Source organism: Saccharopolyspora ipomoeae (assembly GCF_029952525.1).
In the GTDB taxonomy this organism is placed as follows: domain Bacteria; phylum Actinomycetota; class Actinomycetes; order Mycobacteriales; family Pseudonocardiaceae; genus Saccharopolyspora; species Saccharopolyspora ipomoeae.
In genome coordinates, this window is the sequence record NZ_JASAOF010000002.1 from 168,873 (window position 1) to 183,314 (window position 14,442).

Below are 14,442 nucleotides of genomic sequence, written 5' to 3' on the forward strand. Positions count from 1 at the left end.
AGGTGACACGGTGGGGACGAACCGTAAGCAGGGGTCTCCCGAGGTGTCGAGGTCGTGCCCAGGACAGTTGTAGCTACGTGACCGGTTCAACCACTCACGCCGCGAAAGGGCGTGAGGTTCACACGCTTTGGGCGATTTTTCGGTCCATTCAGGACGGAATCGCGCCCCGCTGCTTGACCCGCACCGCCACGCCCTGCACGGCCTCGACCAGCCGCGCCGTCTCGCGCGCGGCCCGCAACCACGGCCGCTCGTCCTCCGCCGAGCGCCCGTCGCGGACGGCGGCGGCGAACGACGCCAGCGAATCGCGGAACTGGTGCGAGGCGTCGAGCACGAACTCCTCGGCGTGGTCCTGCTCGTCCAGGCGCAGCAGCGGCCGGTGCTCGGCGGGAGGGGTGAACGCGCGCTCCAGGCTCAGCCGGGCCGCGTCGCCCCACAGCGCGTAGCGCGAGCGGTAGCTGTGCTGGAAACCGAACTCCAGGTCGGCGAACACGCCGTTCTCCGACACCAGCAGCGCGTGCCCGGCCATGTCCACACCGGTCTCGGAATCCACCCGCAGCGTCGCACCCGCGACGGTGAGCCCGTCGCCGAGCATCAGCTGCGCCGCCCGGATCGGGTACACGCCGACGTCGAGCAGGCTCCCGGCACCCAGCGCGGGGTCGTAGCGGATGTCGCCGGGCTTCGGCGACGGGATGCCGAACGCCGAGCTGAAGGTGCGCAGGCGGCCCAGGCGTCCGCGCGCGACGAGCTCGCGCACCACGTCGTGCTGCGGGTGGTGCAGGAACGCGAAGTTCTCCCGCAGCACCAAGCCGCGCTCGGCGGCCAGCGCCACCAGCTCGTCGGTGCGTTCGGCCGAGACCGTCATCGGCTTCTCGCACAGCACGTGCTTCCCGGCGTGCAGCGCGCGCTTCGTCCAGTCGAAGTGCAGCGAGTTCGGCAGCGACAGGTAGATCGCGTCCACGTCGTGGGAGTCGATCAGCTGCTCGTAGGTCATCGCGGTGCCGCCGTGCTCGGCGGCGAAGCGCTCTGCGCGGGCCGCGGTGCGACTGGCCACGCCGGTGATCTCGGATCCGTCGGTGTCGTGCAGCGCGGGAAGGGCCCGCCGCTCGGCGATCGCGGAGCAGCCGAGCACGCCCCATCGCACTCTGTTCGCCTCCATCAACCGCAGCCTAGGGGAAGAGGGTGAAGTCGCGCGGGATGGTCACGAGGTTCGGCCGCGCCGGGCGAGCAGGATCGCGAACGCCGGGACGCCGACCAGCGCGGTCATCACCCCGACCGGAACCTCCTGCGGCGCGGCGACGGTCGTCGCGAGCACGTCGACCCACACCAGCAGGATCGCGCCCAGCACGGCCGTGACCGGCAGCAACGCGCGGTGGCGCGGTCCCACGACGAGCTTGGCGGCCTGCGGCAGGACCAGGCCGACGAACCCGATCGCCCCGGCCGCGGCCACCAGCGTGGCGGCCAGCAGGGCGGTGACCACCAGCAGCACGATCCGCAAGCGGGCGACGTTGACGCCCAGCGCGGCCGCCGTGTCGTGGCCCAGCGCGAAGGCGTCCAGCGCACCTGCGCGCGCCAGGCACACCAGCAGGCACACCGCGCACACGGCGCCCGAGACGGCGACGTCGTTCCAGCGCGCGCCGGACAGCGAACCCAGCAGCCAGAACAGCACTCCCCGGGTCTGCTCGGCGTCGGCGGAGGTGATCACCACGAACGAGGTGAGCGCCGAGAACAGCTGCGTCCCGGCCACTCCCGCCAGCACCAGGTGCGTGGTGGTGCCGCCCGCCAGCGAGCCGAGGGTCAGCACCAGCGCGAACGCCACCAGCGCCCCGGCGAAGGCGCCGGCGGTGAGCCCGATCGCGCCCGCGCCGAGCCCGAGGATCACCACCAGCACCGCGCCGGTCGAGGCTCCGGCCGACACGCCCAGCAGGAACGGGTCGGCCAGCGGGTTGCGCAGCAACGACTGGAGCACCGCCCCGCACATCCCGAGACCGGCGCCGCAGATCGCGGCCAGCACCGCGCGGGGTAATCGCAGCTGCCACACGATGCCCTGCCCGATCCGCGAGACGTCGGTCTCGCCGAGACCGAGCCGCGCGCCCACGACCCCGGCCACGTCGGTGACCGAGAGGGGAGCCGGGCCGAGGGTGACCGCCACCGCGATCGACAGCAGCAGCGCCGGGATCCCGGCCAGCACGATCAGCGGAGCGCGCACCCGTCCGGTCCTCACCTGCGCTCCAGCTCGGCGAGCCGGTCGGCCAGCCGCTCGATGCCGGTGATGGTGCGCAGGCTGATGTTCATCTCGGTGCCGGTCATCGGCATCCAGTCGCCGGCGGCCACCGCGGGCAGCCGCGACATGGCCGGGTCGGTGCGCAGGAACTCCTGCTTTGCCGCGAGGGAATCGCCTTCGCCGTCGCGGGTGAGATCGCCCAGCACCAGCAGGTCGGGGTCGCGGGCGAGCACGTCCTCCCACGACACCTGCGGCCACATCGAGGTCACGTCGTCGTAGGCGTTGCGCACCCCCAGGGCGCGGGTCATGATCGCCGGTGAACCGGTGGAGCCCGCCACGTAGGGGGATTCGGTGCGGGCGAACCAGAACAGCACCGAAGTGTCCTGCGCGGGAACGGCTTTCGCCCGCGCGGCGGCCACCCGCTGCTGCAGCTGCGCCACCAGCGCCTCGCCCCGATCGGTGACGTCGAAGATCGCCGCGATCTCGCGGACCTCGCGGTAGATGTCGTCGAGCTCGACCGGCTCGCCCAGCGGCGCCTCCTCCGGCAGGCAGTTGGAGGGCGAGAGGTAGGTCGGAACGCCGAGCTCGGCGAAGCGCTCGCGGGAGGCCACGCCCTCGTCGGTGAACACCGCCCGGTAGGCGCCCAGCACCGCGTCCGGTTCGGTGGCCAGCACCGACTCGAACGACGGGTTGTTGTCGGAGAGCCTGGGCACCCGGGCGTTGTCGGCGGCCAGCGCCGGGTCGACCGGGTCGGTCCAGGTCGCGGTGCCCACCATCCGGTCGGCCAGGCCGAGCGAGAGCATGATCTCGGTGGTCGACTGGTTCAGGCTCACCGCCCGCTTCGGCGGCTCGGACACCGCGACCTCGGTGTCGCAGTTGGGGATGGTCACCCGCGGCGGAGCGGACTCCGTGGCAGGTGCGGAGCAGGCGGCGAGAGCGGCGGCGCAGAGCAGCATCGAGCTCGTGCGCGTCCAGAGTCGGAACACGTCGTGCGGAAATCCTCACCCCGGGCCCATGCGCGAGACCCGGTCGGCCGATTCCCGGAACCGGGTGCGGCTCCGGGGAGCCGGCAGGTCTTCGGGCTCGGGCTCCGCCGGGCGAACCGCCTTCCCGGATCCGTGATCCAGTGGCTCGGGTTCGCCCGTCACCCCTACCGCTGCGCGTCAGCTCCGGCTTCCGACCGGATTCCCTCACGGCCACACGTGGCGACCGGCTCGAGATCGAGTCTAACGGGTTGGTCGCCTACTGGTGGGTGCCGCCGTCGACGCGGATCTCGGTGCCGGTGATGAAGGCACCGTCGTCGGAGGCCAGCATCGCCACCACGCCCGCGACGTGCTCCGGCGGGGCGAAGCCGCTGCCCAGGGCGGGGGAGAGCTTGGTGAACAGGTCCCAGTCGGTGTCGGCGGGCAGCTTGTCGGCGGTGGTCTCGGTGATGCCGCTGCGGATCCCGCCCGGCACCAGCGACACCGCGCGCAGGCCCTGCTTGGCGTACTCCAGGGCGATGGCGTGGGTGAAGGACTGGATGCCGCCCTTGCTGGCCGCGTAGGCCGCCATGTACGGGTGGGCGAAGTTCGCCGACGTCGAGCTGAAGTTGATCACCACGCCGTTGCCGGTGGCCAGCAGCGCCGGTAACGCGGCTCGGGTGACCAGGAACGTGCCGGTGAGGTTGACGGCCAGGATCCGGTTCCACAGCTCCAGCGAGCACTCGTGCGTGCGCGCCGCGTGCAGCGTTCCGGCCGCGTTGACCAGCACGTCCAGCCCGCCGAGCTGCTCGGCGCAGGCGGGGACGGTGAAGTCCACGGCGTCCTCGGCGGCGATGTCCAGCGGCAGCGTGCCCAGCCGGTCGCAGGTCCCGGCCTCGGCGGCGAGCCGGGCGGTCTCCTTCAGCCCGGCTTCGTCGATGTCGGTGGTGAGCACCCGGGCACCCTCGTCGAGCAGCCGCAGCACGCTTGCCCGCCCGATCCCCGACGCTCCGCCCGTGACGAGCACGCGCTTGCCGTTGAGCCTGTCCATCTCGCGTCCTTCCGCAGCTCCCGACCGTCGTGAAGCTCAACGCGCGAGCGCGCGTGAAGTTGCTCATGCCCCCGGCTATCCAGTTCGTCGGCCGTCCAGTTCGGACGAATGTGACGAAGGTCGGTGACGCTCGGTAGGGCCCGCCCTGGACGCCGCACAGAGGGTTGGTTAAGTTAGGCGCACCTAAGTACGAGTGAGGTGTGGAGATGCGCTGGATGCGGACCCTGGGACTGATCATGACGGTCCTGCTGGGAATCGCCCTGACCGGTTGCGGCGCAGCCGGTCCCGAGGGGGAGCAGCCCGCGGCCGGATCGGCCGACGCTCAGTTCCCGGTCACCATCAAGACCGCGTTCGGTGACGTCACCGTTCCCGAGCGTCCTCAGCGCGTCGTCGCGCTCGGCTGGGGCGACGCCGAAACGGCGCTGAGCCTGGGAGTGCAACCGGTCGGCGCCGCCGACTGGCTGCCCGTCGGCGGGGACGGCGTCCCGCCGTGGATCCCCGCCGACAAGCGCTACACCACGCCGCCGAAGATGCTCGGCACGATGGAGGTCGACATGGAGAGCGTCGCGGCCCTGCAGCCCGACCTCATCCTCGACACCCGCGCCAGCGGCGACAAGGAGCGCTACAACCTGCTCAACCGGCTCGGCGTGCCGGTGGTGAGCATCCCCGAGGGCGGCGAGTCCTACCTGACCACCTGGGACCAGCAGCTCGACATGGTCGGCAAGGCGCTGGGCAAGCAGGCCGAGGCCGCGCAGCAGAAGGCCGACCTGGAGGGCAAGTTCCAGCAGGCCGCCGCCGCGCACCCGCAGTGGGCGGGCAAGACCGTCGCGGTCGGCGCCAAGATGGTCGGCTCCTACGGCGCCTACGTCAACGGCGGGTCCCGGCTGGAGTTCATGGAGCGGCTGGGCTTCCGCCAGTCGCCCGCCGTGCAGCAGGTGGCCGGGAACAACTTCTTCGTCAACGTCTCCCCGGAGCGGATGGACCTGTTCAACGCCGACCTGACCGTGATGTTCCCGATCGGGCTGGCCGCCTCCGAGATCGACCGCGACCAGATGTTCCAGTCGGTGCCCTCGGTCCGCGAAGGCCGCGGCGTGGTGCTGCACGACGAGCAGGCCACCCAGGCGTTCTCGGCGGGGACCGCGGCGGGCATGTCCTACGCGGTCGACAAGGTCGTCCCGCTCATCGAGCAGGCCAAGCAGGGCTGATCAACCCCGACCGGCAAGGAGAACGACGCGTGACCTCGTGGGACCCGGCCGAGGCCGAGCACGTCACCTCGGCGGCGCAGCTCCGCGAGATCGTCGAACCGCCGCACCCGGAGATCGCCGAGAAGGTGGTCTCCGGGATCGACGGCGTCAGCCGGGGCTTCATCGAGCAGTCGCGGCTGTTCCTCGTGGCCACCACCGGCGCCGACGGCAGGCTCGACGTCTCGCCGCGCGGTGACACCGCCCGCAGCGTCGTCGTCTTCGACGACGGCAAGACGCTGGCCTACGCCGAGCGTCCCGGCAACCGCCGGGTGGACGGGCTGCACAACATCCTGGAGAACCCGCAGGTGGGGATGCTGTTCATGATCCCCGGCGTCACCCACGTGCTGCGCGTCAACGGCACCGCCACCGTCGTCCGCTCGGCGCCGTTCATGGCCGACCTCGCCCTCAAGGGCACACCCCCGCCGCTGGCGGTGGTGGTCCGCGTCGAGGAGCTCTTCGTCCACTGCGGTCGGGCCCTGCTCAAGTCGGGCCTCTGGCGTCCCCGCACCTGGCCGGAAGGCGACCACCCGGGCGTCATGGCCCTCTTCGAATCCCAACAAGCCCTCAAGACCGACCCACCCCGGACCACCCCCTGACGCGCTCCGCAGGGCGCGTCATGTCGAAAACCCCGGTTTTCACGCGTCAAAAACCGCGGTTCTCGTCGCGCGAAAACCGGGGTTTTCGACACGGGGTGGGGAAATTCGCAGGTGAGGGGGTTATGTGGTGGCTCGTTCGGGGGAGCGGGGTGGTGCGGTGGGGACCACCGGGACTGCGAGCAGGGCGCAGCAGCCGGCGATGGCGAAGGCGATCGGGTAGCCGGCGGCGGCGATGACCGCGCCCATGATCGGCGGGACGGCGGTGGCCGTGAGGGATTGGCCGGTGTTCTGGGCGCCCATGGCGCGGCCGCTCCAGTGGGGTCCCGCGATCTCGGCGACCGCGGTGAAGGCCAGCCCGTTGTGGGCGACCGCGACGATCGAGGCCACGACCATGAAGGTCAGGGCCAGGGGAGTGCCAGACAGGGCGGCCAGCCCGCCCATCGCGATCGCCGAGCCGAAGGCGAAGTAGCGGATCGGCCGCAACCGGCTGCCGATCCGGTCCGACCAGATCCCGGCGCCGACCCGGCTCAGCGCGCTGCACAGCTGCGAGGCGCCGACCAGCGCGCTGGCGGCCGCGGTGCTCCAGTGCTGCGTGGCGATCAGCCAGACGAGCATGTACGTCCAGGCCGTCTGCTGCGGCACGGTCAGCGCGATCGAGACGGCGTGGATGCGCAGCAGCCGCCGGTCGCCCCGGTAGGGGTTGTCGCTGTGGCCGTCGCGGCGGGCCTCGGCCACCGACGGCCTCGGCGGGTCCACGATCAGCGCCGCCACCAGCACCGCGGCCACCGCGCACACGCCGGCGACGGTGAGCAGCGTGACCGTGAGCCCCCGGGCCTCGACGAGGTTCGGCACCAGCACGGCGGTCAGGCCCACGCCCAGCGGCTGCGCGGTCTGCCGGATGCCCATCGCCATGCCGCGCCGCTGCGGCGGGAACCAGCCGGAGACGACGCGGCCGCTGGCCGAGTTCGAGCTGGCCCCTGCCGCGCCGCCGACGAACAGCAGCACCGCCAGCCACACCAGCGATCCGGCCAGTGCGGCCGCCGCGGCGCTGACCGCCAGCATGCTCAGCCCGATCAGCAGCGAGATCCGCTCACCGATGCGGTCGACGATCGCGCCCCAGATGATCAGCGTGCACATCGTCCCGGCCAGCGGAGCGGCGGCGATCATGCCCGCCTGCGACAGCGACAGCCCGCGCTCGAAGTGCAGGTTCGGGATCAGCGCGGGGGCGGCGTTGGTGAACACCGTCGCCGCGAGCTGCGCGAACATCGAGATCGCGAGCATCAGCCAGCGGTTCGGGGTGCGCGTGATCGTCGGTCCGAGCATGGTCCAGACCGTAGACCATTAGCGAGAGAAACGACCTGGTTCCGGGGAGGTGTGCCCGAGCACACCTCCCCGGTGCCTTCAGTCCACGGACATCTCGCCCAGCTGCGACCAGTCGTCCTGGTCGATCTTGGCGTTGATGATGCGCGGGGTCTCCGCCAGGTACGGCGGCAGCTCCTTCCGCGCGTCGTGGAAGTGCTGCGAGGTGACGTGCGCCGAGCCCGCCTCGTCATCGCGGAAGGCCTCCACCAGCACGTACTCGGTGGGGTCCGCCAGGCTGCGGGACCAGTCGAACCACAGGCATCCCGGCTCGGAGCGGGTGGCCTCGGTGAAGGTCCGCGCGATCTCCGGCCACGCCTCGGCGTGCTCCGGCTTGATGCGCCACTTCGCGGTGATGAAGATCATCGATGTTCCTCCAGGTCAGGGGGTCAGGATCGCGCGGCCCCGGATGCGGCCGGCGTCTAGGTCGTCCAGGGCGTCCTGGAAGCGCTCCAGCGGGTACTTGCTGGTGTGCAACCGGACCTTGTCCTGGGCGGCCAGCACCATCAGCTCGCACAGGTCGTTGTAGGAACCGACCAGGTTGCCGATGAAGTTGATCTCCGTGGAGATGATGTCGATCGTCGGCACGTCGATGTTCTCGCCGTAACCGACCACGTGGTAATCCCCGGCGCGACGCAGCATCCGCACGCCCTCGGACGTCGCGCCGCCCTCGCCGACGAAGTCGATGACGGTCTCCGCGCCGTGGCCCCCGGTGAGCTCCATGACCTGCTCGATGTGCGTGCCGTCGGCGACCACGCCGTGGTCGGCGCCGATGTCGGCGGCCAGCTTCACCGCCTCCGGGTTGCGGTCCAGCACCACCAGTTCCGCGGCCGAGATCGCCTTGAGCACCTGGATGCCGATGTGGCCGAGCCCGCCCGCGCCGATCACCACGCACTTGTCGCCCGGGCGCAGCTTGCGGGCCGCCTTGGCCGCCGCGTGGTACGCGGTCAAACCCGCGTCGGCCAGCGCCGCCACGTCCGCCGGCTCCAGCGAGTCGTCGATGCGCACCACGCTGCGCGCCGAGGTCTTGAGGTAGTCGGCGTAACCCCCCGCGGTGTCGATGCCCGGGAACAGCGACTGCTCGCAGTGCACGTCGTCGCCGAACCGGCACGCCCGGCACAACCCGCAGGTCACCAGCGGGTGCACGATCACCTTGTCGCCCTCGGAGACGTTGGTGACCGCGCTGCCCACCGCGTGCACCCAGCCCGCGTTCTCGTGCCCGATCGTGTAAGGCAGCTCCACGCCGGACTTCTCCGCCCACTGCCCTTCGAGGATGTGGATGTCGGTGCGGCACACCCCGGCGCCGCCGATCTTGACCACGACGTCGTAGGGCCCGGTCGGCTCCGGAACCGGGACCTCGGTCAACCGCATCGGCTCGTGGTAGCCGACGACCTGCACTGCTCTCATGACGCTCGTCCTTCCGAAGACATCGCCCGCGGCGTCTGGTCCGCTGCGGAATCGGGGTAGCGGGTGCGCAGCAGCCCGCGGCAGAAGTGGGAGTTGCCCTCCACCGAGATGCGCGTCGCCCGGGCGAAGCGCAACCGGAACGGCACCTGCTCCGGTGAGCACGGCCGCCCCTCGTCGTCGACCAGCACCGGGGCCTCGGGCCCGGTCGCGAACCCGACCGCCGCGCGGCGGTCGAGCAGCGATCGCGTCGCCGCCTCGTCGGGCAGGTCGGCGACGGTGATCGCGTGCAGGTCCTCCTCGGCCAGCTCCGGCCGGGCCTTGAGCAGCCGGGTCAGGACCCGCTCCATCGCCGCCGCGTGGGCCTTGCGGCGGAACGTCGCCCGCAGCTCCTCCAGGTCCTCGTCGGCCTCACCCGGGAACGTGTCGCGATACCCGGCGTCGGCGGCCAGACCGGTGTTGATCAGCGTCGAGTCGTGGTGGTCGTCGAGCTCGACCACCACGCCCGTCACGCCCGGCAGGGCGCGCAGCACGTCCTTGGCGTCCGATGCCATCAGGTAGGCGAAGTTCGGCGCGCAGAACGAGGTGGGCAGCCGCAGGTGCACCTCGACCTCGCCCGCCTCGCTCACCTCCAGCGAGCGCACGAACCCCAGATCCGTCACCGGCTCGTCCAGCTCCGGATCGATGACCTGGTGCAGCGCCTCCCACGCGGCGGTGCGCAGTTCGGCGGCCATCTCAGACACCCGCCTTCTCGGCCACGTCCAGCTCCGCCGGGACCGGGATGTCGTACATGCGGGCGGCGTTGAGGCCGAGGATCTTGCGCTTCTGCTCGGTGGTCAGCGGCGCGTACTCGCCCTGCATGTCCTCCGGGATCTGGAAGTCCACGAACTGCTCGATCAGCCACTTCGGCGTCCAGATCGCGTAGTCGCTGGAGAACTGGATGCGATCCTCGTCCAGCCAGTACAGCAGCTCGCCGATGATCTGGGCGAAGTAGCGCGGGCGCGAGTGGATGAAGGGCATCGCCACCGCCAGGCCCGCGTGCACGTTGGGCTCCTGCACGGCGATCCAGCAGAAGTCCTCCAGCCGCGGCAGGCCGCAGTGCTCCACCACGAAGTTGAGGTCGGTGAAGTCGGTGGCGACCTTGTCCACGTCGGCGACGTCGAAGGCGTCGCGGTCCAGCGGCCGGATCGTCGGGCCCTTGTGGATGTGGATGTTCCGGACGCCCAGCTCCTGGCACGCCTCCAGGTACTTGATGCACCACGGGTCGTCGAGCTTGTAGCCGCGCGAGTCGCCCTGCCACTCGGCGGTGTAGAGCTTGACGCCCTTGAGGTCGAAGCGCTCGGCGTCCCGCTTGAGCTGGTCCAGACCGGCCTGCTCGAAACGCGGGTCGAAGCAGTGGTTGTAGGTCAGCTTGTCCGGGTGCTCCCGCGTCAGCGCGAAGGCCTCCTCGGTCTGGCCGAAACCGTTGCCGTAGAAGGCGCTCAGCAGCGCGGGCTGGAAGATCGCGTGGTCGACGTAGCCGTCGGTGAACAGGTCCTTCATCAGCCGCTCGCCGCCCTGGTAGAGGAAGTCCTCGTAGGGCCAGTGCTCGGACTCCGGGCTGAGGTTGCGGTGGTAGTCGTAGAAGCAGTCGATGAACTGCTTGCCGTGGATGTTGCGCTGGTTGTCGGCACGGGCGTCCCAGAGCGCGACGTGGGCGTCCACGATGAAGTAGTTCTCGCCGTCCTTGCTGTACATGTGTCCTCCGCTACGTGGCAGCTGTGGCACGTTCGGGAGGGAACGGTAGGAGCGATCAAGCCCCGTCGGCGGCGCTCGCGTGTCTCACTTTGAGACAGCGCGACCGCCCTGGAGGCTTGCTCCCTGCGCTTACCCTGGGTCCACCGGCGCAACGTCGCGTCACCTGGAGGTTTGAGATGCACCTGCACCTGAGTGCGCCCGACTCCGCCTGCCCCACCTCGGTCACGCCCCGGCTGCGCGCGTCCTGGCGGCGCAGCGCCCGGTACGGGCTCAGCGCGGAGGAGATGCGTCCGGTGTTCACCGGATCGGTCGATACCGGCTCGCTGCTCTACGAGTGCGGGACCGCGGTGCTGCGGGGGTTGCAGGCCACGCTGGCCAACGAACCGGTCAGCATGATGATCACCGATCCGGAGGGCCTGGTGCTCAGCCGGATCTGCGAGGACGGGACGATCAACCGCTCGCTGGACCGCGTGCACCTGGCACCCGGCTTCTACTTCGCCGAGGAGAACGCCGGCACCAACGGCCTCGGCCTGGCCCTGGCCGACCGGGCGCCGTCGCTGGTGCGCGCCGAGGAGCACTACTGCGCCGGACTGCGCGGCTACACCTGCGCGGCCGCCCCGGTGCTCGACCCGGTCAGCGGCGGCATCGCGGGCAGCGTCAACCTCACGACCTGGTCGGAGGACGCCTCCGAGCTGCTGCTGGCGCTGGCCCAGTCGGCCGCGGGCAACACGACCGCGCTGATGCTGGCCCGCGGTGCCGGGCGCAGCGCGCACCCGATGCCGCGCGGCGAGGTGTTCCGCGTCTACGCCGACCGGATGAGCGCGCCCGAGGCGTCGGTCCTCACGCCCGGGTGGCGCAACGTCTTCTCCGAGGCCCGCTCGGCGTTCCGCAGCGGCCGGGCGGTCGCCGTCGTCGGCGAGGCGGGGACCGGCAAGACGGCGCTGGCCTCGCTGGCGCGGCGGGAGCTGCGTCGCGAGCGGGTGCTCAGCGTGCGGCCGCCCGCGCCCGACGACGCCGAGGCGTGGCTGGAGCTGTGGGCACCGGAGCTGGGCAAGGACAGCACCTGCGTGATGATCTCCGGCGTCGACCGGCTGCCCGCGTGGGTCACCGGCGAGCTCGCCGGACTGCTGGAGCAGGTGCGCTCGGACGAGGGGATGGCGCCGTACGTGCTCACCGCGTCGTCGGCCGAGGAGATGCCGGAGGAGCTGCGGCGGCTCGTCGACACCGTCGTGGAGGTACCCGCGCTGCGGTTCCGGCCCGACGACATCCAGCCCCTCGCGAGGCACTTCGCCCGGCAGCGGCGGCGCCGCGACGTGGAGTTCACCCCGGCTGCGATGCGCACGCTCACCGCCTACGACTGGCCGGAGAACGTCCGCCAGCTGCGCCAGGTCGTCCGCGAAGCGGCAGGCCGGACCGATCTCGTCGACCTCCACCACCTCCCGCCGGAGGTCTTCACGGGGCCGGGGCGGCCCCTGACGCGGCTGGAATCGGTGGAACGCGACGAGATCATCCGCTGCCTCACCGAACCCGGCACGACGGTCGGCGAAGCCGCCCGGGAGCTCGGCGTCAGCCGAGCCACCATCTACCGCAAGATGGCCCAGTACAGAATCACCCTCCCCACCAAAACCCCACGCCCCGCCCCCTGAACCCCCGCTCCCTCCCGACCGCCCCGGATCCTCCCGCTCCGCCACCCCGGCTCCGAGGTTTCCCCCGCGATAGGGCGTCGCTCGGCAGGGGACAGTTTTAGTCCAAATTGCCCATGATCAATGCCCGAAATGTCCGGATAATTTTAACTAAAACTGTCCCCTGCCCAGGGCTCGGAGACGTGAGGTGAAGTGCCTGGGTGCGGTGAGCCGGGAGTTCGGGGTGGGGTGGGGTTCTGGACAGCGGGGGTTCGGTTGGGGAGGGTTTCGGGGTGGGGTCGTGCGTTGTGGAAGGGGTTGGGATGGGGCGGGCCGTCCGGATCGGGGAGCCTGGGGTTCTCGCTGTTGTTGAGGCGGAGGTCGGGGAACTCGGGTGGGGTGAGGCGCTCGTCGCGGTGGCCTGGGCCGGGATTTGCGGGTCTGATCTGGAGGTGTTCCAGGGGAGTCGGCCCGCGGAGTTCGTTCGCTACCCCGTCGTTCCGGGGCACGAGTGGTCCGGGACCGTCGTGCGCGTCGGTGACGGCGCGGATCCCGAGCTCGTCGGGCGCAAGGTCGTGGGGGAGGGCTTCCGGAACTGCGGCTGGTGCACAGCATGCCGCGAAGGCGACACCAGCCTGTGCTCGGCCGGGTACGACGAGACCGGGTTCACGCAGCCCGGCGCCTGGGCCGACCACCTGAAGCTGCCGGCCCGGTTGCTGCACCCGCTGCCCGACGAGGCCGACCTGCGCGCCGCCGCGCTGCTCGAACCCGCCGCCTGCATGGCCTCGGCGGTGCTCAAGGCCGACCTCCGGGTGGGGGAGAGCGTCGCGGTCATCGGCGGCGGCACCCTCGGCCTGCTCGCCACCCAGCTGCTCGCCGCGGCCGGGGCCGGGCACCTCGTGGTCGTCGACCCCCGCGCCGACCGGGCCGAACCGGCGAAAGCCTGCGGTGCCACGGACTTCCGCGCACCCGACGAGCTCGACGGCGGTTTCGACGTCGTGCTGGAAGCCGCCGGAGCCTCCGGCACCGGACGGCTCGCGGTGCGCTCCACCCGGCGCGGCGGACGCACGGTGCTCACCGGAATCGCGCCGGAGGAGCACGAGCCCCTCGCCCCGGCCGACCTGGTCGGCTCCGCGGTCACCGTGCACACCGTGTTCGGCGCGTCCACCAGCGCGTGGGCGCACGCGGTCCGCGCCTTCGCCACCGGACGCCTCGACCCCGCGCCGCTGATCACCCACGAGTTCGTCCTGGACGACGCCGAGCAGGCGCTGCGCGCGCTGGCCGACCGGACGGTGCCCACCGGGAAGGTGCTGCTGCACCCATGATGCGACGCGGAGGTTCACCCGTGCTGGACCAGGTCACCGGCCCCGTCGCCGCCCACGGAGAAGGGCCGGTGTGGTTCCCGCGCTGGCCCGGTCTGCGCTGGGTGGACATGCTCGTCGGCGACGTGCTCACCCTCGACGACTCCGGCGAGATCCGCCGCGACCACGTCGGTTCGGTCGCCGCCGCGCTGCGCCCGAGGGAATCCGGTGGCGCGGTGCTCGCGCTGGAGCGCGGCTTCGCGCTGGCCGACGACGCGCTGCAGGACGTCCGGCCGATGCCGGAGCTGTGGAGCGGTGCCGAGGTCCGGATGAACGAGGGCGGCTGCGGCCCGGACGGCGCCTTCTACTGCGGATCGATGGCCTACGCCGAAACCCCCGGCGCGGGAACCCTCTACCGCCTCGACCCGCAGGGCCGCGTCGAACCCGTGCTGAGCGGGATCAGCATCTCGAACGGTCTCATGTGGACCGACGACGGAACCCGCGCCTACTACGCCGACACCCCGACCCAGCGGGTCGACGTCTTCGACTTCGAAGACGGGAAACTCGTCCGCAGAAGGCCTTTCGCGCGCATCGACCCGGCCGACGGTTCTCCGGACGGTCTCACCGTCGACGACGAAGGCGGGGTCTGGGTCGCCCTCTGGGGCGGCTCGGCCGTCCGCCACTACACCCCCGACGGCGAGCTCGCCGAGATCATCGAGGTCCCCACCCCGAAGGTCACCTCCTGCACCTTCGGCGGCGAGAACCTCGACCACCTCTACATCACGACGTCCCAGGTCGATACCGACCTGGACGCGCACCCCGGAGCAGGTGCCCTGTTCGTCACCGCTCCCGGAGTCCGAGGACTCCCCGTCCGCACCTACCTGGGATGACGCAGTTCTCATGAAAACTGTCCCGTCCCCACCAAGGGAACCTTCGTCCCCGTGG

14 protein-coding genes and 1 riboswitch are annotated in these 14,442 nt (G+C 71.3%); of the genes, 5 read left to right on the forward strand and 9 right to left on the reverse strand.

Annotated features, from left to right (window positions below):
• Positions 1-148: 148 nt before the first annotated feature.
• From QFW96_RS04240 to QFW96_RS04255, 4 genes are all read right to left on the reverse strand, one after another.
• Positions 149-1,156 carry a Gfo/Idh/MocA family protein gene (locus QFW96_RS04240; RefSeq protein ID WP_281454185.1) on the reverse strand — a complete coding sequence of 336 codons (1,008 nt, stop codon included), beginning with the start codon at positions 1,154-1,156 and terminating at the stop codon, positions 149-151.
• Between the two features lie 42 nt (positions 1,157-1,198).
• Complete coding sequence (locus QFW96_RS04245; protein ID WP_281454186.1) at positions 1,199-2,221, reverse strand: FecCD family ABC transporter permease; 1,023 nt, start codon at positions 2,219-2,221, stop codon at positions 1,199-1,201.
• Complete coding sequence (locus QFW96_RS04250) at positions 2,218-3,207, reverse strand: ABC transporter substrate-binding protein (protein ID WP_281454187.1); 990 nt, start codon at positions 3,205-3,207, stop codon at positions 2,218-2,220. The genes QFW96_RS04245 and QFW96_RS04250 overlap by 4 nt, the downstream gene beginning before the upstream one ends.
• Positions 3,208-3,272: 65 nt before the next feature.
• A riboswitch (cobalamin riboswitch) is annotated at positions 3,273-3,450 on the reverse strand.
• Positions 3,451-3,463: 13 nt separating this feature from the next.
• Positions 3,464-4,234 carry an SDR family NAD(P)-dependent oxidoreductase gene (locus tag QFW96_RS04255; RefSeq protein WP_281454188.1) on the reverse strand — a complete coding sequence of 257 codons (771 nt, stop codon included), beginning with the start codon at positions 4,232-4,234 and terminating at the stop codon, positions 3,464-3,466.
• A 206-nt stretch (positions 4,235-4,440) separates the two neighbouring features.
• On the opposite strand from QFW96_RS04255, the gene QFW96_RS04260 reads away from it, so the two are divergent.
• Both QFW96_RS04260 and QFW96_RS04265 read left to right on the forward strand, forming a co-directional pair.
• Positions 4,441-5,439 (forward strand): iron-siderophore ABC transporter substrate-binding protein, encoded by a 999-nt coding sequence (locus QFW96_RS04260; protein ID WP_281454189.1) that lies wholly within the window; start codon positions 4,441-4,443, stop codon positions 5,437-5,439.
• A gap of 29 nt (positions 5,440-5,468) precedes the next feature.
• The gene (locus QFW96_RS04265; protein ID WP_281454190.1) at positions 5,469-6,074 is read left to right on the forward strand and encodes an MSMEG_1061 family FMN-dependent PPOX-type flavoprotein; all 606 of its coding nucleotides are present in this window, start codon (positions 5,469-5,471) and stop codon (positions 6,072-6,074) included.
• Between the two features lie 120 nt (positions 6,075-6,194).
• Here the strand turns inward: QFW96_RS04265 and QFW96_RS04270 are convergent, their stop codons facing one another.
• The 5 genes from QFW96_RS04270 to QFW96_RS04290 all read right to left on the reverse strand — a co-directional run bounded on the left by QFW96_RS04270 (position 6,195) and on the right by QFW96_RS04290 (position 10,574).
• Positions 6,195-7,397, reverse strand: a complete 1,203-nt coding sequence (locus QFW96_RS04270) for an MFS transporter (RefSeq protein WP_281454191.1) — start codon at positions 7,395-7,397, stop codon at positions 6,195-6,197.
• Positions 7,398-7,475: 78 nt separating this feature from the next.
• A complete protein-coding gene (locus tag QFW96_RS04275) occupies positions 7,476-7,799 on the reverse strand; it encodes a putative quinol monooxygenase (RefSeq protein WP_281454192.1) in 324 nt (107 codons plus the stop codon).
• 15 nt (positions 7,800-7,814) lie between these two features.
• Complete coding sequence (locus tag QFW96_RS04280) at positions 7,815-8,840, reverse strand: NAD(P)-dependent alcohol dehydrogenase (protein ID WP_281454193.1); 1,026 nt, start codon at positions 8,838-8,840, stop codon at positions 7,815-7,817.
• Positions 8,837-9,571: a metal-sulfur cluster assembly factor gene (locus QFW96_RS04285; RefSeq protein WP_281454194.1), complete on the reverse strand. Its 735-nt coding sequence runs from the start codon at positions 9,569-9,571 to the stop codon at positions 8,837-8,839. Before QFW96_RS04285 ends, QFW96_RS04280 begins: the two co-directional genes overlap by 4 nt.
• A 1-nt stretch (position 9,572) precedes the next feature.
• Entirely contained in the window at positions 9,573-10,574 is a 1,002-nt protein-coding gene (locus QFW96_RS04290) for an amidohydrolase family protein (RefSeq protein WP_281454195.1), read from the reverse strand.
• Between the two features lie 176 nt (positions 10,575-10,750).
• On the opposite strand from QFW96_RS04290, the gene QFW96_RS04295 reads away from it, so the two are divergent.
• The 3 genes from QFW96_RS04295 to QFW96_RS04305 all read left to right on the forward strand — a co-directional run bounded on the left by QFW96_RS04295 (position 10,751) and on the right by QFW96_RS04305 (position 14,387).
• Complete coding sequence (locus QFW96_RS04295; RefSeq protein ID WP_281454196.1) at positions 10,751-12,220, forward strand: AAA-type ATPase lid domain-containing protein; 1,470 nt, start codon at positions 10,751-10,753, stop codon at positions 12,218-12,220.
• A 299-nt stretch (positions 12,221-12,519) separates the two neighbouring features.
• The gene (locus tag QFW96_RS04300) at positions 12,520-13,521 is read left to right on the forward strand and encodes a zinc-dependent alcohol dehydrogenase (protein WP_281454197.1); all 1,002 of its coding nucleotides are present in this window, start codon (positions 12,520-12,522) and stop codon (positions 13,519-13,521) included.
• Positions 13,522-13,541: 20 nt separating this feature from the next.
• Positions 13,542-14,387 carry an SMP-30/gluconolactonase/LRE family protein gene (locus QFW96_RS04305; protein ID WP_343231355.1) on the forward strand — a complete coding sequence of 282 codons (846 nt, stop codon included), beginning with the start codon at positions 13,542-13,544 and terminating at the stop codon, positions 14,385-14,387.
• Positions 14,388-14,442 lie beyond the last annotated feature (55 nt).

What these genes read in the sequence shown, in the direction of transcription:
- QFW96_RS04275 (WP_281454192.1), bottom strand. Translation starts at nt 7,799, where the DNA reads ATGATCTTCATCACCGCGAAGTGGCGCATCAAGCCGGAGCACGCCGAG.
- QFW96_RS04270 (WP_281454191.1), bottom strand. Translation starts at nt 7,397, where the DNA reads ATGCTCGGACCGACGATCACGCGCACCCCGAACCGCTGGCTGATGCTC.
- QFW96_RS04290 (WP_281454195.1), bottom strand. Translation starts at nt 10,574, where the DNA reads ATGTACAGCAAGGACGGCGAGAACTACTTCATCGTGGACGCCCACGTC.
- QFW96_RS04260 (WP_281454189.1), top strand. Translation starts at nt 4,441, where the DNA reads ATGCGCTGGATGCGGACCCTGGGACTGATCATGACGGTCCTGCTGGGA.
- QFW96_RS04280 (WP_281454193.1), bottom strand. Translation starts at nt 8,840, where the DNA reads ATGAGAGCAGTGCAGGTCGTCGGCTACCACGAGCCGATGCGGTTGACC.
- QFW96_RS04255 (WP_281454188.1), bottom strand. Translation starts at nt 4,234, where the DNA reads ATGGACAGGCTCAACGGCAAGCGCGTGCTCGTCACGGGCGGAGCGTCG.
- QFW96_RS04295 (WP_281454196.1), top strand. Translation starts at nt 10,751, where the DNA reads ATGCACCTGCACCTGAGTGCGCCCGACTCCGCCTGCCCCACCTCGGTC.
- QFW96_RS04300 (WP_281454197.1), top strand. Translation starts at nt 12,520, where the DNA reads ATGGGGCGGGCCGTCCGGATCGGGGAGCCTGGGGTTCTCGCTGTTGTT.
- QFW96_RS04285 (WP_281454194.1), bottom strand. Translation starts at nt 9,571, where the DNA reads ATGGCCGCCGAACTGCGCACCGCCGCGTGGGAGGCGCTGCACCAGGTC.
- QFW96_RS04240 (WP_281454185.1), bottom strand. Translation starts at nt 1,156, where the DNA reads ATGGAGGCGAACAGAGTGCGATGGGGCGTGCTCGGCTGCTCCGCGATC.